Origin of the sequence: Stenotrophomonas rhizophila (assembly GCF_007667275.1) — a bacterium.
Taxonomy (GTDB): domain Bacteria; phylum Pseudomonadota; class Gammaproteobacteria; order Xanthomonadales; family Xanthomonadaceae; genus Stenotrophomonas; species Stenotrophomonas maltophilia_AE.
In genome coordinates this window covers 301,807-319,833 of the sequence record NZ_VDQT01000003.1, presented here as the reverse complement: position 1 = coordinate 319,833, position 18,027 = coordinate 301,807, and the positions used below count along the sequence as shown (strand labels likewise).

The 18,027-nt window shown below is 67.3% G+C and carries 14 protein-coding genes; 4 read left to right on the top strand and 10 right to left on the bottom strand.

The features are described from left to right. The first annotated feature begins 56 nt into the window (after positions 1 to 56). From FSZ13_RS12005 to FSZ13_RS11990, 4 genes are all read left to right on the top strand, one after another. Entirely contained in the window at positions 57 to 356 is a 300-nt protein-coding gene (locus FSZ13_RS12005; protein WP_145479958.1) for a hypothetical protein, read from the top strand. Next, on the top strand, positions 356 to 619 hold the full coding sequence (locus tag FSZ13_RS12000; protein WP_145479955.1) for a hypothetical protein: 264 nt from the start codon (positions 356 to 358) through the stop codon (positions 617 to 619). Before FSZ13_RS12005 ends, FSZ13_RS12000 begins: the two co-directional genes overlap by 1 nt. A gap of 10 nt (positions 620 to 629) precedes the next feature. After that, a complete protein-coding gene (locus FSZ13_RS11995; RefSeq protein ID WP_145479953.1) occupies positions 630 to 2,198 on the top strand; it encodes a PepSY-associated TM helix domain-containing protein in 1,569 nt (522 codons plus the stop codon). Between the two features lie 297 nt (positions 2,199 to 2,495). Then, on the top strand, positions 2,496 to 3,572 hold the full coding sequence (locus FSZ13_RS11990; protein WP_145479951.1) for a serine hydrolase domain-containing protein: 1,077 nt from the start codon (positions 2,496 to 2,498) through the stop codon (positions 3,570 to 3,572). On the opposite strand, the gene FSZ13_RS11985 is transcribed toward FSZ13_RS11990, so the two are convergent. From FSZ13_RS11985 to FSZ13_RS11940, 10 genes are all read right to left on the bottom strand, one after another. After that, positions 3,541 to 5,268, bottom strand: a complete 1,728-nt coding sequence (locus tag FSZ13_RS11985; RefSeq protein ID WP_145479949.1) for a winged helix-turn-helix transcriptional regulator — start codon at positions 5,266 to 5,268, stop codon at positions 3,541 to 3,543. The two genes, FSZ13_RS11990 and FSZ13_RS11985, sit on opposite strands and share 32 nt — an antisense overlap. A 260-nt stretch (positions 5,269 to 5,528) precedes the next feature. Continuing rightward, positions 5,529 to 6,701: a glycoside hydrolase family 18 protein gene (locus FSZ13_RS11980; RefSeq protein ID WP_145479947.1), complete on the bottom strand. Its 1,173-nt coding sequence runs from the start codon at positions 6,699 to 6,701 to the stop codon at positions 5,529 to 5,531. A 419-nt stretch (positions 6,702 to 7,120) separates the two neighbouring features. Beyond that, positions 7,121 to 9,229, bottom strand: coding sequence for a polyribonucleotide nucleotidyltransferase (gene pnp / locus FSZ13_RS11975; protein ID WP_145479945.1), 2,109 nt, complete (start codon positions 9,227 to 9,229; stop codon positions 7,121 to 7,123). Between the two features lie 150 nt (positions 9,230 to 9,379). Then, entirely contained in the window at positions 9,380 to 9,640 is a 261-nt protein-coding gene (rpsO, locus tag FSZ13_RS11970; RefSeq protein ID WP_145479943.1) for a 30S ribosomal protein S15, read from the bottom strand. A gap of 163 nt (positions 9,641 to 9,803) precedes the next feature. Further along, positions 9,804 to 10,712 (bottom strand): tRNA pseudouridine(55) synthase TruB, encoded by a 909-nt coding sequence (gene truB / locus FSZ13_RS11965; RefSeq protein ID WP_145479941.1) that lies wholly within the window; start codon positions 10,710 to 10,712, stop codon positions 9,804 to 9,806. A 54-nt stretch (positions 10,713 to 10,766) separates the two neighbouring features. Next, the gene (rbfA, locus tag FSZ13_RS11960) at positions 10,767 to 11,174 is read right to left on the bottom strand and encodes a 30S ribosome-binding factor RbfA (RefSeq protein WP_145479939.1); all 408 of its coding nucleotides are present in this window, start codon (positions 11,172 to 11,174) and stop codon (positions 10,767 to 10,769) included. A 240-nt stretch (positions 11,175 to 11,414) separates the two neighbouring features. Continuing rightward, positions 11,415 to 14,048: a translation initiation factor IF-2 gene (gene infB, locus FSZ13_RS11955; RefSeq protein WP_145479937.1), complete on the bottom strand. Its 2,634-nt coding sequence runs from the start codon at positions 14,046 to 14,048 to the stop codon at positions 11,415 to 11,417. A 95-nt stretch (positions 14,049 to 14,143) separates the two neighbouring features. Beyond that, positions 14,144 to 15,655: a transcription termination factor NusA gene (gene nusA / locus FSZ13_RS11950; RefSeq protein WP_145479935.1), complete on the bottom strand. Its 1,512-nt coding sequence runs from the start codon at positions 15,653 to 15,655 to the stop codon at positions 14,144 to 14,146. A gap of 7 nt (positions 15,656 to 15,662) precedes the next feature. After that, positions 15,663 to 16,253 (bottom strand): ribosome maturation factor RimP, encoded by a 591-nt coding sequence (gene rimP, locus FSZ13_RS11945; protein ID WP_145479933.1) that lies wholly within the window; start codon positions 16,251 to 16,253, stop codon positions 15,663 to 15,665. A 308-nt stretch (positions 16,254 to 16,561) separates the two neighbouring features. Further along, positions 16,562 to 17,998, bottom strand: a complete 1,437-nt coding sequence (locus FSZ13_RS11940) for an RHS repeat-associated core domain-containing protein (RefSeq protein WP_145479931.1) — start codon at positions 17,996 to 17,998, stop codon at positions 16,562 to 16,564. Positions 17,999 to 18,027: the final 29 nt, after the last annotated feature.

Genomic DNA, 18,027 nt, shown 5'->3' with positions numbered 1-18,027 from the left:
TCAATGCCCTGCGCCGCCCCCATGGCCCGCACGCTCCTGCCCTGCGCGGCGTTTCCATGCTGACCGCCGACGCCCTGGCGCTGCTGTACTGCGCACTGGCCGGCGCTGCGTCGGCGTTCTCGGCGCTGGCCTTCTACGCCGCTTCGCCGCACTGCCGCTGGCCGCGCCTGCGCCGCGCCGGCCGGCTCGGCCGCCAGCTGGGGCTGGTGGCCGCGGCCACGTCGCTCTGGCTGTGGATGGGCCAGCTCGGCTTCGCTACCGGCTTCTGCGTCACCCTGGGCGGCTGGATGCTGACCGCGCTGGTGCTGCCCTACCTCGCCGCCTGGACGCGGCCGGACGCGGAGGCGCGACGCTGATGTGGGCACGTGCGCTGGCCGGCCTGCTGGCAGGCTTCTTCGTGGCGGCCGCAGCCGCCGGCCTGATCACCTGGGTGCCGCCCGGCCCCTGGCAGGCGGTGATCGTGCCCAGCATGGTCGCCTTCATCCCGCTGTGGATGCTGGCCGCGCTGTGGGCATTCGCGTTCCGTACCGGGCTGCGTGCGTGGTTGTGGCTGGGTGCCACCGCTGCGTCCGGCTTCGGCCTGCTGTGGCTGCTGCGCCACTTCGACTGGGTGCAGTGAGGCCTGTCCGATGAAATTCAGTTCGCTCACCCTGCGTACCTTCACCACCGTGCACACCTGGGTTGGCCTGGTGGCGGGGTTCGCCCTGTTCGTGGCGTTCTACGCCGGTGCCATCACCGTGTTCCACCACGACCTGCCGCTGTGGCAGTCGCCGCAGGGCATGGACCAGCCAGCGCAGACCCTGGATGACGCGCAGCGCCTGCTCGATGGCGTGCTGGCCAAACACCCCGATGCGCGAAAGCACGTGGGCATGACCTTCCCCGGCGCGGAAACGCCGCAGTCCATCGCCTACTGGCAGGACGCCAAGGGCACCTGGCTGTTCGCTTGGGCCGACCATGTCGATGGCAGCCCCACCCCACCGCAGGCCGGGCTGGCCGAGCTGGTCAATGAATTGCATTACACACTGGGGCTGCCGGTGGCCGGCATCTACCTGATGGGCGTGGTCAGCCTGCTGTACGGGCTGGCGCTGCTGTCGGGACTGGTGATCCACCTGCCCAAGCTGGTCGGCGACCTGTTCGCGCTGCGCCCGGGCCGCAACCTGAAGCAGATGTGGCAGGACGCGCACAACGTGATCGGGGTGCTCAGCCTGCCTTTCCACCTGCTGTTCGCGGTCACCGGCGCGTTGCTGTGCCTGATGTTCCTGCAGATGGCCGCGCTCAATCCATTGATCTACGACGGCAAGCTGCTGGCCGCGATCCCCGGCGCCACCGATACCGCCCCGATCCGCGCACCGGCCAACCAGCCCGTACGCGCCGGCAGCCTGGCGATGCTGCACGCACGCTCGATCGCGGTGGCCAACGAGCTGGGCCAGAAGCACTTCGAGCCGGCCTACCTGAAGCTGGCCAATGCCGGCGATGCGAATGCCACCATCGAGATCACCGGCGACGGCGGCGTGTCACTGGGGCCGCTGGGCGCGGTCGCGCTGGACGCCAACACCGGCGAGGTGCTGCACACCCAGCTGCCCGGGCAGCGCGACGCCAACCATGCGACGCTGGCTGCGGCCTACGCGCTGCACTTCGGCGAGTTCGGCAACGGCTGGGTGCCGTGGCTGTATTTCGCGCTCGGCCTGGGGGGTGCCTTCCTGTTCTATTCGGGCAACCTGCTGTGGATCGAGTCGCGGCGCAAGCGTCGCCAGGTCGTACAGGGGCGCGCGCAGATCAACATGGCGCGGGCCACGGTGGGCGTGTGCATCGGGCTGTGCGTGGCGGTGTCGGCAGCGTTCGTGAGCGTGCAGCTGCTGGAGCACCTGGCCCCGGCTCATGCGGATGCGGGCATGCGCTGGACCTGCTTCCTGGTCTGGGGCGGCTGCGCCCTGTGGGCGGCGCTGCGCGCGCCGTCCAAGGCGGCGGTGGAGCTGCTGTGGGCCGCGGCGGCGGTGACCGCGCTGATCCCGGTGGTGCACGGTGCGATGAGCGGGCTGTGGCTGTGGACCAGCGCCGCGCGCGGCTATTGGCCGCTGTTCTGGGTGGACGGCGTGGCGCTGGCGATGGCGCTGGGCTTTGCCGCCATGGCTCGCGCAACGCAGCGCCGGGCGGTAAACGGCGACCCGAACAGCGTGTGGGCGCACACGCGGGCATAACGGACAAAGCGCGTGGCCCGCTTTGGCAGGGTCGGTTCCCAAACGACCGCCGATAACGGTGATCGGTTCGGTAACGCATGACCTGCGGCGGAGATTCGCGCGAGATGCGTCGCCCCGTTCGAGGTCATGCGCTACCGAATGTTGCGCCGCTATCGGCGGTCGTTCGGGAACCGACCCTACCGACGATTGCATCGCCAGATGCAGGCCGGGTGCCGCTTTCAGAATTCTTCAGGCGTTCTTCCAGCACTTCAGACGCGGTGCTGGCGTAGTGGCACCTCACTTCCGAGGAGCGCCACCATGCCCCACCCCGCCCGTCGTTTCGCCGCACTGGTCCTGTCCATCACCGCTTGCCTGCCCATCGCGGCTCAGGCCGCCTCGCCGCGCCTCGACCCCGCCCCGCTCGCCGCGCTGGAGGCGGCCGTTGCCAGCGACGAGATCAAACAGGTCACCAGCGTGCTGTTGCTGGTCGATGGCACGGTGGCCTACGAACATTATTTCAACGGCGCCGATGCGCAGACGCTCAACGACGTGCGTTCGGCCAGCAAGAGCGTGACCGCCCTGCTGGTGGGCGCGGCGATCGGCGAGGGGCACCTGCCCGGGGTGCAGGCCCGGGTCTACGACTACTTCCCGGAATTCACCGCGAAACACCCGGTGGATGCCCGCCTGCGCGGCACCACGGTCGAAGACCTGCTCACCATGAGCAGCCTGTGGGAATGCGATGACCAGAATCAATTTTCCGCCGGCAACGAAGAGCGCATGTATGTGACCGAGCGCTGGCTGGACTTCGCGCTGTCGCTGCCGGTGAAGGGTTTCGCGCCGTGGATGAGCCGCCCCGAAGACAGCCCGCACGGCCGCGCGCATGCCTACTGCACGGCCAATTCGTTCGTACTGGGCGCGGTGCTGGAACGGACCACGAAGCTGCCGCTGGCCGACTACGCCGCGCAAGCGCTCGAACGCCCGCTGGGTATCACCCGCAGTCACTGGAACCGTTCCCCCGAAGGCATCGGCATGGGCGGCGGCGGCACCCGCTACCGCACCCGTGATCTGGCCCGGCTGGGCGAGCTGGTGCTGGCCGGCGGCCGCTGGCAGGGCAAACAGCTGGTGCCTGCCGACTACATCGCGGCAATGATCCGCCCGCAGGCGCAGACCGACGACGGCAGCGACTACGGCTACCAGTGGTGGGGCCTGAAGCTGCCGGTGGACGGGAAGGAAACCACGGTATGGGCGATGTCGGGCAACGGCGGCAACTACGTGTTCGTGATGCCGGAGAAGAAGCTGGTCGCGGTGGTGACCAGCAGGGCCTACAACCGCAGCTACGCCCATCCGCAGTCGCGCCGGGTGCTTACCGAATTCCTGCTGCCGGCGTTGCGCTGAGGCCCTTCAGGTCATCGGGGCGCCAGGACGCTGCCAGTACCTGTGCGCGCTGGGCGGCCACGTCCGCGTCGATCCGGGCCAGCAGGCGCTCCCAGCCGGCCGCCTGCCGCAGCGGGGCGAACAGTGGGGTGACGCGCAGCCACGCGGCGTCGCGGAAGCCGGCGTCCACGGCGCGGTGCAGGTCGGCGATTGCTGCGCCGGCATCGCCCTGCGCCTGGTGCAGCAGGGCCCGTTCCACGGCTGCGTCCGACCAGCCGTCGTCAGCCTGCGCGGTCACCTCGTGCAGGCGCGCGGCAATCCATTCCGGGGACGGCGTGCCACTCCCCTGCTGCAGGCCGGCCAGGGTCTTTCCCATCGACTGCAGCGGGCGCAGCAGGCGGCCCTGCTCGAACGCCGCTGCCGCACCTTGCCGGTCACCGTCCATCAACAGCAGTTCGCCGCGCAGGCGCAGCAGCTGTGGATGCGGAGTGCCGCGTGCGAGCGCCTGGTCGAGCGCCTGCCGCGCCATTTCCTGCTCGCCCATGTTCATGAGCGCGCGCGGCCATGCAATGTTGCTGAAAACATTGTCCGGGTACAGCTGGAAGTTGCGCGCATGGCGGCGTGCGGCGGCGTCGGTGAAGCCAAGCAGTTCCAGTTCGCGGGCGACCTGCACGTCGCGGAAGCGGATCCGCTCCGGCGCGCGCAGCGTCAGGTTGGCCTCGAGCGCCTGCGCAAGATGGCCCTGTTCCTGCTGCAGGTAGGCCAGCGAGGCGCGGGTGCGCTCATCGTCGGGGTCGCGCAGCAGCGCCTGCTGGTAATCGGCGATCGCCTGCGGCATCGCGCCGATGCAGTCGTGGGCGTACCCGCGCAGCGCATGCGCGGCGGCGTCATCAGGAGCCGCCCGCAACACCTGTCCGGCCAGCTGCAGTGCCTCCTGCGCGCTGCCCGGCTTGCCGTTGAACAGGCAGGCATCGGCGGCCAATGCACGCGCGAGGCCGCGCCGTGCGGCGCTGGAATCCGGGTCGATCTGCAGTGCCTGGCGGTACAGGGTGATCGCCCGGTCGTTGTTGCTGGCCTGGCCGATGCCGGCGTAGTACGCAGCGCGTTGCAGTACCGGGTCTGCGGGTGAGTGCAGCGCGCTTTCCGGCCGCTGGAAGATGACGGCGATGACGGCGCCGGCAGCAGCCACGCCCGCCGCCAGCCAAGCCCACCGCGCGCGCAGCCTCCGTTGCGGCCCCTCCGATGGTGCCGATGGTGCCGCTGCTGCCGCTGCTGCCGCAGTTACGGCATTTACGGCATTTACGGCAGTTGAGGGAGTTGAGGCAGTCCCGGGAGTCGCTGCAGAAGGCTCTGCCGCCCCAGGCACCCCCACCGGTTCCGCCGCCGCTGGTGGCGCCACCGGTGCACACGCCTGGGGCGGCGCGCATAACTGGTAGCCCCGGCCACGTACCGAGCGCACATAGCGCGGCTGGCGGCTGTCATCGCCCAATGCCTGGCGCAGCAGCTTCACCCGCTGGCTGATCGCATCTTCGCCCACCACCGCCGGCGCCCAGACTTCCCGTGCCAGCGTGTCGAAGTCGACCACATCGGTGCCGTGCTCCAGCAGGCAGTCCAGCAGGCGCCAGCTGAGGCCGCTGACCGGCAGCACCCCATCACCGCGCCGCACCTGCTGCGAGGCGCGGTCGATGTGCAGGTCCAGCAGCTGAACGCTCGTCATGCCGGCAAGCATAGTGCAGGCCCGGCCCGGGCGTTACACCCGATCACCGGGGAGCAATCCAGCGGTAGGGTCGGTTCCCGAACGACCGCCGATAGGGATGATCGGCAGGGCGACGAATGACCAACGAACGGAGAAATCCGGAAAAGCGCGACTCCGTTTGAAGGTCATGCGCCAATCGCGCAATCTCCGCTATCGGCAGTCGTTCGGGAACCGACCCTACCCGGCATTCGCATCGCTGCACTTTCAGCGGGCGGTCGACGTTACTTGAACGGCCCCGCCATGGCCTTCAGCAGGCTGGCCTGGTCGTCATCACCCGTCAGCTCCCAGGTGAACACGCCGCGCAGCTTCTGGTCCTTGGCGTAGTCCGCGCGCAGGCGAATCGAGTCCGGGTCCTCGTAGCTGATGAACACCTTGTCGCCGGCGTTGTACAGCCACGGGCTCTGCGCGACGGGGTGCCAGTGCCGCTGCCAGCCGGGCTTGTCGAGGAAATCCTGCTTGATGCGGCGCCAGTCACCGGCCTCGAACGGGGCGCTGTAGGGCTGGTACAGGCCATCGGCGGATTCGGTGGTGACCTTGAAGCCGCGCCCGTAGAAGGGAACGCCCAGCACCAGCTTGTCGTTGGGCACGCCATGCTGGCGGTAGTACTGCACCGCCCCTTCCACGCTGTTCCAGCGGCGTTGTTCCGGTGCGAGCGGGTCCTGCGGCACCTCGCGCAGCGGCGCATTGAAGGTGGACACCTTGGAGAAGCCGGTGCCCATGTCGTAGCTCATCAGGTTGATGAAATCGAGCGCCTGGCCAAGTTCCTTCAACTCATAGCTCAGCGCGGGATCGTACGGGCCGTCGGTCTGCACGCGGCCCGCCGGCAGCGCGGCGGTCAGCAGTCGGTGCGGGCCCTTGCCGTCGTCCAATGCATCAAGCTGGCGGCGGAATTCCTGCACCAGAAGCGTCATGTTGCGTCGGTCCTGTGGGCGGTCGGTGATCTCCACCGGGCCACCGGAGACCGGGAATTCCCAGTCGATATCCACACCGTCGAAACTGCCGCGATGCTGTTCGAAGAACATCGCCACGCACGAACGCACGAAACGTTCGCGGCTCTGTGCCGTCAGCGCGGCATCGGAGAAGCCGCCGGCGTTCCAGCCGCCGATGGAAATCATGGTGTGCAGCCGTGGGTGTTCACGCTTGAGCGCGGCCAGTGCCTTGAAGTGCGCTGCAGCGCCGTCGTCCACCACGCACCTGCCGTCGTCGATGCGCGCGAACGCGTAGAACAGATGGGTCAGCGTATCGGCGGGAATGGACGCCACTGGATAGCGCTCGGCCGAACCGCCCGGGTAGTAGGCCCCGATCACCGCGTTCGACACCGATGCGGCGTGGCTCGCGATGGGCAGCGCGAGCACGATGGCGGCGCCCAGCAGGGAAGTAGACAGACGGGACATGGCAACTCCGTGGATCAGGATGGGCCAACGTTAACAAGCCGCAGGCCGTCATGGTCGGATGTCCTGCGAATCTGTCCGGCGGACACATCCTGTTGCTGTGGACGGGAAACGCAATGACTGCACAAGGGCCCTCGCGGTAAAGCAGACGCCGCTGCCGGTGGGGCAAGCGACGGGCCGCAAGCCATGCCCCGTCGCGGCCGGTAGGTCCCTGGCAAAGTAAAGGAGGAGGCCGTCGCCGCCAGGCGTCGGCCGGGGGACATTTGCACAGGGGCCTACCGGCCGCGGCGGGGCTCTGAACGCTCGCGACGGCCCTGATCGAAGATCGTGAGCCAAGCAAAAAAAAAACGGGCCCGAAGGCCCGTTTTCCTATTCAAGGAGTGACGACCAACGGTCATCACCTACCTTGGTGTTGCGGTCGATTATTCGGCCGAGGCGCCTTCGCCTTCCTCGACGGCCTTCATCGACAGGCGGATACGACCCTGCTTGTCGACTTCCAGCACCTTGACCTTGACCACGTCGCCTTCCTTCAGCTTGTCGCCGACCTTCTCGACGCGCTCGCTGGAGATCTGCGAGACGTGCACCAGGCCGTCCTTGCCCGGCAGGATGGTCACGAACGCACCGAAGTCCATGATCTTGGCGACCTTGCCTTCGTAGATGCGGCCCGGCTCGACGTCCGAGGTGATCTGCTCGATGCGGGCCTTGGCGGCCTGCGCGGCAATGGCGTTGACCGAGGCGATGACGATGGTGCCGTCATCCTGGATGTCGATCTGGGTGCCGGTTTCCTTGGTGATGGCCTGGATGGTGGAACCACCCTTGCCGATCACTTCGCGGATCTTGTCCGGGTGGATCTTGATGGTCAGCAGGCGCGGCGCGTAGTCCGACAGCTCCTGGCGCGGAGCGGTCAGGCCGTGGGCCATTTCACCCAGGATGTGCAGACGGCCAGCCTTGGCCTGCTGCAGTGCCTGCTTCATGATTTCTTCGGTGATGCCTTCGATCTTGATGTCCATCTGCAGGGCGGAGATGCCCTCAGCGGTACCGGCCACCTTGAAGTCCATGTCGCCCAGGTGGTCTTCGTCACCCAGGATGTCGGACAGGACGACGAAGCGATCGCCTTCCTTGACCAGGCCCATGGCGATACCGGCCACCGGCGACTTCACCGGCACGCCGGCGTCCATCAGGGCCAGCGAGGAGCCGCAGACCGAGGCCATCGACGAGGAGCCGTTGGATTCGGTGATTTCCGAGACCACGCGGATGGTGTACGGGAAGGCTTCCAGCGACGGCATCACTGCCAGCACGCCGCGCTTGGCGAGGCGGCCGTGGCCGATTTCGCGACGCTTCGGGCCCATCATGCGGCCGGTCTCACCCACCGAGTACGGGGGGAAGTTGTAATGGAACAGGAAGTTGTCCTTGTACTCGCCCGAGACGGCGTCGATCACCTGGCCGTCGCGTGCGGTGCCCAGGGTGATGGTGACGATGGCCTGGGTTTCACCACGGGTGAACAGCGAGGAACCGTGCACGCGCGGCAGGATGCCGGTCTGCACGGCGATCGGGCGGACGGTGTCCAGCGCGCGGCCGTCGATGCGGACCTTGGTGTCCAGCACCGAGTTGCGCATGGTGCTGTATTCCAGCTCGCCGAATTCCTTCGACAGCTCGGCCGGGTTCCAGCCGTCGGCGGCAACGCGGCCGGCCAGGGCTTCGGTCACGTCCTTCTTGATCGCCGAGATGGCGTCGCGGCGCTGCAGCTTGTCGCGCACCTGGAAAGCTTCGCCCAGGCGCGGGCCGATGGCTTCCTGCAGGGCGCTGATCAGCGCGTCGTTCTTGGCCGGGGCGACCCAGGTCGACGGCTTGGTGCCGGCTTCCACGGTCAGCTCGTTGATGGCGTTGATGACCTTCTGCATTTCGCGGTGACCGAAGGTCACGGCGCCCAGCATCACGTCTTCGGACAGCAGCGCGGCTTCGGACTCGACCATCAGCACGGCGTTGGAGGTACCGGCAACCACCAGCTCCAGCTCCGAATCCTTCAGTTCGGTCACGGTCGGGTTGAGGATGTACTCACCGTTCTTGTAACCGACCTTGGCCGCGGCGATCGGACCCTTGAACGGGGTGCCGGCCAGCGACAGCGCGGCCGAGGCACCGATCAGGGCCGGGATGTCACCGTCGATGTCCGGGTTCAGCGACATCACGGTGGCGATGATCTGCACTTCGTTCTTGTAGTCTTCCGGGAACAGCGGACGGATCGGGCGATCGATCAGACGCGAGATCAGCGTCTCCTTCTCGGTCGCACGGCCTTCGCGCTTGAAGAAGCCACCCGGGATACGGCCACCGGCGTAGAACTTCTCCTGGTAATCACAGGTCAGCGGGAAGAAGTCCTGGCCCTCACGCGCGCTCTTGGCAGCCACGGCGGAGACCAGCAGCACGGTGTCGTCGAACTTGACGATGACGGCGCCACCGGCCTGACGGGCGATTTCGCCGGTTTCAAGCGTGACGGTGTGCTTGCCGTACTGGAAGGTTTTGGTGATTTTTGCCACGGGGGATTCCTTGGGGAGATGCTGTCTTCGAATGGACCGCAGGCGACCCTTGCCGCCGACGGGTGACCGGAAGTCCGGTCCAGGCGATGTAATGCGGTACTGCAAAAGCAAAACCGCGGCGCATTCCTGCGCCGCGGTCGGGATTCCTGCTTAGCGACGCAGGCCGAGCTTTTCGATCAGGGCCTTGTAGCGCACGCCGTCCTTCTTCTTCAGGTAGTCCAGCAGGCTGCGGCGGCGATTGACCATCTGCAGCAGGCCACGACGGCTGTGGTGATCTTTCTTGTGGGCCTTGAAGTGGCCGGTCAGCAGCTCGATGCGGGCGGTCAGCAGGGCGACCTGCACTTCCGGGGAGCCGGTATCGGCGGCGCTGCGCTTGTTGTCTTCAATGACCTTCTGGGTGTCGATCGACATTGCTTTCTTCTCTATAGATGCGTGGCCCGCAGAAACGTCCCATTGACGTACCGCGCGACTCGCCGTTAACGAAATGATGAACCCGCAGGTGCGGGGAAGCCTGAAAAGGCCGCGAAATTGTAACGGTCGCAGCCCCCCGGAACAAGCGCCGGGTACGCCAGGGTCAGAGGTTGAAGCGCCGCTGCGGGGACAGCCGGCCGTTCCCGTCGACGTCGCCCAGGCCCTGGATCAGGGCATCCGGCCCATGCACGGCCACCGTTCCCTCGCCCCAGGCAGGGTCGCGCAGGCGCTGGCCGAGGCAGAAGCGGCGTGCCTGTTCAGCATCAAGCTCGATGCGCGGATAGTGCGCCAGCCCGGCGGCCAGCGGCAGCAGCAGGGCCTCCATGGCCGGCTCGTCGCCCTGCCCGGCCAGGTCGCGCAGGGTGTCCAGGGTCACCATCGGGGCGTCCCGGAACGGGTCCACCCACAGGCGGCGCAATCCGGCGATGTGGGCGCCACAGCCCAGGGATTCCCCCAGGTCGCGGGCCAGGCTGCGGATATAGGTGCCTGAACCGCAGGTCACCCGTAGCGACAGGCGGGTCGGCTGCTGGTCCAGCACCTCGATGGCATGGACCTCGACATCGCGCTCGGGGGCCTCGATGGTTTCGCCGCGGCGCGCCTTCAGGTACAGCGGCTCGCCGCCCTGCTTGAGCGCGGAATAGATTGGTGCGCGCTGTCGTATCCGGCCCTTCAGGGGGACCAGGGCGGCGTCGAGCTGGTCGCGGCTGATCGCCGGCACCGGGCGTTCCAGCAGCGTGCTGCCGTCGGAATCGTCGGTATCGGTGGTCAGGCCCAGCACCACCTCGGCGTCATAGGCCTTGGCCGAACCCAGCAGCAGGCCGGCGATCTTGGTGGCTTCGCCGAAGCACAGCGGCAGCAGGCCGGTGGCCAGCGGGTCCAGGCTGCCGGTGTGGCCGCCCTTCTCGGCCCGGAACAGTCGGCGGGCCACCTGCAGCGCGGCGTTGGAGCTCATGCCGGCGGGTTTGTCGAGCAGGAGGATGCCGTCCAGGCGACGGAAAGTGATTCGGGTCATTCGGATTCGCCGGAGGTTACCGCGCAGCCAGGCAGGGCCTGGCTCTACCGGTTCTTATTCGGGTTTGCTGTCGCTGTCGTCGCCGTCTTCGGCTTCGCGGCTCTTTTCAGCCGCCAGGGTGTCGGGCAGCTCGCGCAGGAGGTTGTCGATGCGCTCGCCACGGTCGACCGAGTCGTCGTAGTGGAAGTGCAGCTCCGGGACGTGGCGCAGCTTCATGGCCTTGGCCAGTTCCATGCGCAGGCCCCAGGCGATTTCCTTCAGCCCCTTCATCGCCTCTTCCGAGCGCTCCGGCATCAGGGCGGTAACGAAGATCTTGGCATGGGCCATGTCGCGGGTGATTTCCACGTCGGACACACTCACCGACGGCAGCCCGTGTTCACGCACGGCGTTGTGCACGAGCGTACCCAGTTCACGGCGGATCTGGGCGGAAACACGGTCGGTTCGATGGAAAGTTTTTGGCACGGGGAACTCTTCAGTATGCGGATGGGCGGGTCACGACCAACGGTCGTGACCTACCGGGTGGGACCCGGACCAGGCGGTCGAGCCCCGGAAACCGGTGGGACCCGGACCAGGCGGTCGAGCCCCGGAAACCGGTGGGACCCGGACCAGGCGGTCGGACCCCGGAAACCGGTGGGACCCGGACCAGGCGGTCGGGCCCCGGAAAGCTGGTAGGGCCCGACCGTTGGTCGGGCCGCTTCCACATTACAGGGTGCGCGGCACTTCGATACGCTCGAAGCACTCGATCTGGTCGCCCGGCTTCACATCGTTGTAAGCCTTCACGCCGATACCGCATTCGGTACCGTTGCGGACTTCGTCGACGTTCTCCTTGAAGCGACGCAGCGATTCCAGCTCGCCTTCGAACACCACCACGCTGTCGCGCAGGACGCGGATCGGCTTGCTGCGCTTGACCGTGCCTTCGATGACCATACAGCCGGCCACCGCACCGAACTTGGAGCTGCGGAACACGTCGCGGACCTGGGCGATACCGATGATCTCTTCGCGGATCTCAACGCCGAGCAGACCGGAGGCCACCTGCTTCACCTGGTCGATCACGTCATAGATGATCGAGAAGTAACGCAGGTCAACGCCGTTGGATTCAATGATGCGGCGCGCCGAAGCGTCCGCACGCACGTTGAAGCCGATCACCGTGGCCTTGGAGGCAACGGCCGAGTTGGCGTCCGATTCGGTGATGCCGCCCACGCCGGAATGGATCACGTTGATGCGGATGTCGTCGTTGGACAGACCCACCAGGGCCTGGCTCAGCGCCTGCACCGAACCCTGCACGTCGGCCTTGATCACCAGGTTCAGCACCTGCTGGCCATTGCCCTTGCCCAGGGTCGCCATGATGTCTTCCATGCGGCTGCCGGCAGACTGCACCATGCGCGATTCACGACGCTTGGTTTCGCGCTGCTGCGCGACGTCCTTGGCCAGGCGCTCGTCCTCGACCACGACGAAGTCGTCGCCCGCGTCCGGCACGCCGGACAGACCCAGCACCTGCACCGGAATCGACGGACCGGCGTGGTCGGGCTGCTTGCCGGTTTCGTCGAACAGCGCGCGCACGCGGCCGTACTGGATGCCGCAGACCAGGTAGTCGCCCTTCTTCAGCTGACCCTGCTGGACCAGCACGGTGGCGATCGGGCCACGGCCCTTGTCCAGCGAGGATTCGATGACCACGCCGCTCGCGCGGCCTTCGGCCACGGCCTTCAGTTCCAGCAGTTCGGCCTGGATCGAAATGGCGTCCAGCAGGTTGTCGATGCCCATGCCAGCCTTGGCCGAGATCTCCACCATCTGGATGTCGCCACCGAAGTCTTCGGCCACGACCTGCTCGGTAAGCAGTTCGTTCTTGACCCGCATCGGGTCGGCACCGGACTTGTCCATCTTGTTGATCGCCACGATCAGCGGCACGCCGGCGGAACGGGCGTGCTGGATGGCTTCCTTGGTCTGCGGCATGACGCCGTCGTCGGCCGCCACCACCAGCACCACGATGTCGGTCAGCTTGGCACCGCGGGCACGCATCGAGGTAAACGCGGCGTGGCCCGGGGTATCCAGGAAGCTGATCACGCCCTTGGGCGTTTCAACGTGGTACGCACCGATGTGCTGGGTGATGCCGCCGGCTTCGCCGGTGGCGACCTTGGTGCGGCGGATGTAATCCAGCAGCGAGGTCTTGCCGTGGTCGACGTGGCCCATGATGGTCACCACCGGCGGACGCGCAACGGCTTCGCCCTGCTCGCCTTCGTTCAGCGCCAGCAGCGCGTCTTCGGCGTCATTGGTGTTGGCACGGGTCACGTTGTGGCCGAGTTCTTCGGTCACCAGCGCGGCGGTGTCGTGGTCGATGGTCTGGGTGATGGTGGCCATCACGCCCATCTTGAACAGCGCCTTGACCACGTCGCCGCCCTTCAGGGCCAGCTTCTGGGCCAGGTCGGCCACGGTGATGGTGTCGCCGATGGTGACGTCACGCACGATCGGGGCGACCGGACGCTCGAAACCATGGGCACCGCCGCCGCTGCGCGACTGGTTGCTGTCGCGACGACCCGGCTGCGCACGCCCACCCGGACGACCGCGCGTGTTGCTGTTGTTGCCACGACGGGCACGGTCGGCAGCCGACAGGTGCAGCTGGCCGGCGAAGCGGTTGCCACCGTCATCGTCGCGCTTGGCCGCACCGCGGTTGTTGTTCGAATTGCGGTCGTCGCCACGCGCGGCCGGACGCGCCGGGGCCGGGGCGGACGGACGCGCGGCAGCGCGGGCCGGTGCTTCGCTCGCAGCCGGGCGTGCCGCAGCCACCGGTTCCGGCGGCGCGTTCTTCGCGGCTTCGGCAGCGGCTTCAGCCGCCTTGCGCTCGGCTTCGGCGCGTTCCTTGGCGTCGATCTCTTCCTGGCGCTTGCGTGCGATTTCCTCGTCACGCGCACGGTCCTTCTCGGCCAGTGCGCGCTGCTCGTCCAGATTGCGCTGGCGGGATTCCTCCAGCTTGCGCAGGATGTCGGCGCGCTCCTCATCCGGCGTCATCGCCTTGCCACTGGCGTCCTTGGTGTAGGTGCGCTTCTGGCGCACTTCCACATTGACGGTGGTCTTGCTGCGGCCGGCGCTGACGGTCACTTCCTGCAACTTGCGACGGTTGAGGGTGATCTTCTTCGCAGCTTCGTCGGCGCTTTCGACGGGCTGCTCGGTCTTGCCGTGCGAACGACGAAGGAAGCCCAGGAGCTTCACCTTCTCGGTGCTGGTCACGACCTGGTCGGGACCGCTGAACTTCATGCCGGCCTCGGCAAGCTGTTCAAGCAGTTTTTCGACCGGGGTGTTGACCAGTTCGGCAAGCTTGCGGATGGTGGTTTGCTGCGACATTCGGATCCTATGATCTGGTTGGCGCTCCTCCGAAACGGGCGAAGGCAGCGCGGAGTCTAAGCCCTGATCGGGTCAGGGCACTGTTCATCGCTGGCTCATTCGCCGCGCTCCAGGCGGGCGATCTCCTCGGCTCGGGCGGCAAGGATCAGGGCGGCGGCGCGCTCCTGGTCCATGTCCTCGATACCGAACTCGAGGATCTCATCGGCGGCCAGGTCCGACAGGTCCTCACTCGTACGCACGCCATGGCCGGCCAGGGCGTAGGCGGTCGCCTCGTCCATGCCTTCCAGGGCGAGCAGGTCTTCGGACGGCGAACCATCTTCCAGACCCTCTTCCACCGCAAGCGCTTCGTTGAGCAGCGCGTCGCGGGCACGGGCACGCAGCTCTTCGACGATGTCTTCGTCGAAGCCTTCCACGGCCAGCAGTTCGCCGACCGGGACGTAGGCGATTTCTTCCACGGTGTTGAAGCCTTCGGTCACCAGGATGGCGGCGATTTCTTCATCCACTTCCAGCTTGTCCATGAACAGCTGGCGGGCAACGCCCTGCTCTGCCTCGGACTTGGCGGTCACCTGGTCCTGGGTCATCACATTCAGCTGCCAACCGGTCAGGCGGCTGGCCAGGCGCACGTTCTGGCCGCCCTTGCCGATCGCCTGGGCCAGGCGCTCTTCCGCCACGGCCAGGTCCATCGAGTGCTTGTCTTCATCGACGATGATCGACTGCACTTCCGCCGGCGCCATCGCATTGATGACGAAGTTGGCGGGATTGTCGTTCCACAGCACGATGTCCACGCGCTCGCCATTGAGCTCGTTGGACACGGCCTGCACGCGCGAACCGCGCATGCCGATGCAGGCGCCGATCGGATCGGTGCGCGCGTCGTGGGCGAGCACGGCGATCTTGGCGCGGTCGCCCGGATCGCGTGCGCAGGCCTTGATCTCGACCAGGCCCTGGCCCACTTCCGGCACTTCGAGCTTGAACAGCTCGATCATGAATTCCGGCGCGGCGCGGCTGATGAACAGCTGCGGGCCACGCGGTTCCGAACGCACTTCGGCCAGGTAACCGCGCACGCGGTCGCCGGCGCGCAGCACGTCGCGCGGGATGCCCTTGTCCTTCGGGATGAAGGCTTCGGCGTTGCCGCCCAGGTCCACGTAGATGTTGCCGCGCTCGGCGCGCTTGACCACGCCGGTGACCAGCTCGCCCACGCGGTCCTTCCACGCATCGACCACCTGCTGGCGTTCGGCTTCGCGCACGCGCTGGACGATCACCTGCTTGGCGGCCTGCGCCGCGATGCGGCCGAAGTCCGGGTTTTCGATCTGTTCTTCGATGTAGTCGCCTACTTCCACGCCGTCGGCTTCGTCGATGGCGTCCATCAGGCGCACCTGGCGATCCGGCGATTCCATGACCACGTCATCGGCCACCACTTCCCAGCGGCGGAAGGTTTCGTAGGTGCCGTCCTTGTGGTCGATCGACACACGGGCCAGCACTTCCTCATCGGGGTAGCGCTTCTTCGCGGCCGAGGCCAGGGCAGCCTCGATGGCCTCGAAGATCACTTCACGCGGAACGCCCTTTTCATTGGCGACCGCGTCCACTACCAGCAAAAGTTCCTTGCTCATTGTTGGCTCACTCCGCGCGCGGCTTCTTGGCCGCCGGCTCGTTGGATGGTTTCTTGTTCGCCTTGCCACCCTGCTTGGGTGCCGGGCCAGTCGGTTTGGTCGGAGCCAGGCCAAGGGCGGCCCAGTCCGGCATGATGCGTGCCTTCTCGATATTCTCGACGTCGGCGGTGAACGGTGAATTGTCGACCTTGAAAGTGACCGTGTTCTGTTCGGCATCGACGCCGAGGATTTCGCCCTGCAGGCGACGACGGCCGTCCTGCGGCAGCTTCAGGGTGACCTTGGCGGATTCGCCGACGGCACGTTCGAAGTGCTCGAAGGTGAACAGCGGGCGGTCCACGCCCGGCGAGGACACTTCCAGGGTGTAATTGGCGGTGATCGGGTCTTCCACGTCCAGCTGGGCCGACACTTCGCGGCTCACGCGCTCGCAGTCGTCGATGTTGACGACGCGCGCGGGCTGCTCGGCCAGCGGCACGTCGATGTACAGGCGCAGGGTTGCGCCACCCGGGGCGGTCAGGTACTCCACACCCAGCAGCTCGAGACCCAGCGACTGAACGGTGGGGGCGAGCAGATTCGCGATTTCGGTTGGCTTGTCGCTCACAGTCTGCCTTGATTCATTGAAAGAGGTGCTGCCCCGGCTTGCGCCCTGGGGCCCGGAAACAACAAAGGGCCCGCTGGGCCCCTAGTCCGGAACGACTCCGGTCATGCTGGATGGCCAGCCTTCCGGGGGGTCACGACTACCTGGTGGGAAGTCGCACGGCCCGGAAGCCGGTCGCGGGACGGTCCGCATTCCGGAGAATGGGTCCTGTCAGGTAGTCCGCTAAGCCGTGGATGATAGCCGTTGCACCGCGCTGGTGCAACGGCTTCAGGCCTCCCGGACCACGTCGGACCGGACAGGACCGTTCAGGATCATCCGCCAAACAGGGACTGGTAGCTCGGTGGGGCCGTTGCACTCGCATAGCTCGGCGGTCGATCCCTCCAGTTGCTCCATGCACTCCTGAAGCTGCGGATCTGGCGTTGGATCCAGTTGGGCTGGCTGGGCACCATGGCTTCCATCACGGACAGATGCCCCTCCACGTCCACCAGCCTGCGTGCGCCGTCGCCGCTCGGAAGGTGCCCGGTGGTGTAGGCAGGGGACGGATACTGCTTGAGGGGGGGAGCCGTCCAGTTCCGCATGGCTGAAATCTCCGCCAGCTCGTCGATGACCGCGTTGCCCGCCGCGGCGTCGCTGCCATCGGGATGGACCCCCATCTGCCGCTGGAACGCAGGACGGCCACCCGCCGGCCGCGCGCTGGAGGTCGAGACCGGGTACGTCGTAAAGGTTCGCGACGATTTGCTCATATAGGGCGCCTTGGCCGCGTACCAGGAGGCCGCCGAGGGCGGCGGCGAAGGCGCGGCCGCCTGCGCTGCGGACGAAATGGCCGCCTTCGGCCCCCGCCCTCCCGCGGCGACCACCCGCAGCGGCGCCGCGGTGGACCGGCTGCTCATCGCTTTCTGGGCGAAGCGCATGAAGCGGGCGGCGCCCTTCATCGCCACCTTGGCAACGGCCGGCGCGGTGCCGGCAATACCCAGGCCCAGGCCGACAAACCCCAGGATGGCGGCGGTTTTGTGGTCGCCCGCGGCACCCGCCGCCATGGCACCGACTTCGGCGCCCACCGAAAGCGCCCCCAGTGCGGTCCCGGCGATGGCCGCGGCACCCGATTTGGTCAGCGCGGCGATGCCGCCGGCCGCCATCGCGCCCACCGCCGCACTGGCCGCGCCAAAACTGGCCACCGTAACGGCAATGCCCAGGGCAAGCCCGACCCCGGCGACGATCCATTTCCAGAAATGCCCGCTGGGATCTGACAGATTGATCGGATCACCAACGCAGTAGGCCAGCGTGTTGAGGCCACCGGCCTCGAATGGACTCGCGGTATCCGGCGCAAGGAAGATGCCCAGCGTGGTGCTGTAGGGACGATGGTGGCCGGGGCCCAGCAGGTAGCAACCCGATCCGGCATCGCGCCATTCACCGTTGAACGCGGGCGTGGCGAGCGCAGCTGTTTCGTCGCGGTGGCCATGCGGCGCGTAGGCGACCGGGCGCACGTCGGTATCGGCCTCCAGCAGGACCGAGCCGCCGGGCGCGCTGGCCAGCAGGGTCGAGCGTTCGCCGGGCCCCGCCACCTGCTCGGCCACCGCGCCGTCGGCGGCCATCAGCCAGGTCACCTCGACGTCGCCGCCACCATCGTTCGCGGCGCGCAGCTCATTGACCACCCGCCCGGCCCGCCAGTAGCGCCAGTGCGTCCGGTCCGGAGTGGACAGCCGCACCCATAGACCGAGGGCGTCATATCCATAGGTTTGCCGTGCCATGCGCCTGCTCCGTCGGGGTGAATCGGGAA

What these genes read in the sequence shown, in the direction of transcription:
- FSZ13_RS12005 (WP_145479958.1), top strand. Translation starts at nt 57, where the DNA reads ATGCTGACCGCCGACGCCCTGGCGCTGCTGTACTGCGCACTGGCCGGC.
- FSZ13_RS12000 (WP_145479955.1), top strand. Translation starts at nt 356, where the DNA reads ATGTGGGCACGTGCGCTGGCCGGCCTGCTGGCAGGCTTCTTCGTGGCG.
- FSZ13_RS11995 (WP_145479953.1), top strand. Translation starts at nt 630, where the DNA reads ATGAAATTCAGTTCGCTCACCCTGCGTACCTTCACCACCGTGCACACC.
- FSZ13_RS11990 (WP_145479951.1), top strand. Translation starts at nt 2,496, where the DNA reads ATGCCCCACCCCGCCCGTCGTTTCGCCGCACTGGTCCTGTCCATCACC.
- FSZ13_RS11985 (WP_145479949.1), bottom strand. Translation starts at nt 5,268, where the DNA reads ATGACGAGCGTTCAGCTGCTGGACCTGCACATCGACCGCGCCTCGCAG.
- FSZ13_RS11980 (WP_145479947.1), bottom strand. Translation starts at nt 6,701, where the DNA reads ATGTCCCGTCTGTCTACTTCCCTGCTGGGCGCCGCCATCGTGCTCGCG.
- rpsO (WP_145479943.1), bottom strand. Translation starts at nt 9,640, where the DNA reads ATGTCGATCGACACCCAGAAGGTCATTGAAGACAACAAGCGCAGCGCC.
- truB (WP_145479941.1), bottom strand. Translation starts at nt 10,712, where the DNA reads ATGACCCGAATCACTTTCCGTCGCCTGGACGGCATCCTCCTGCTCGAC.
- infB (WP_145479937.1), bottom strand. Translation starts at nt 14,048, where the DNA reads ATGTCGCAGCAAACCACCATCCGCAAGCTTGCCGAACTGGTCAACACC.
- nusA (WP_145479935.1), bottom strand. Translation starts at nt 15,655, where the DNA reads ATGAGCAAGGAACTTTTGCTGGTAGTGGACGCGGTCGCCAATGAAAAG.
- FSZ13_RS11940 (WP_145479931.1), bottom strand. Translation starts at nt 17,998, where the DNA reads ATGGCACGGCAAACCTATGGATATGACGCCCTCGGTCTATGGGTGCGG.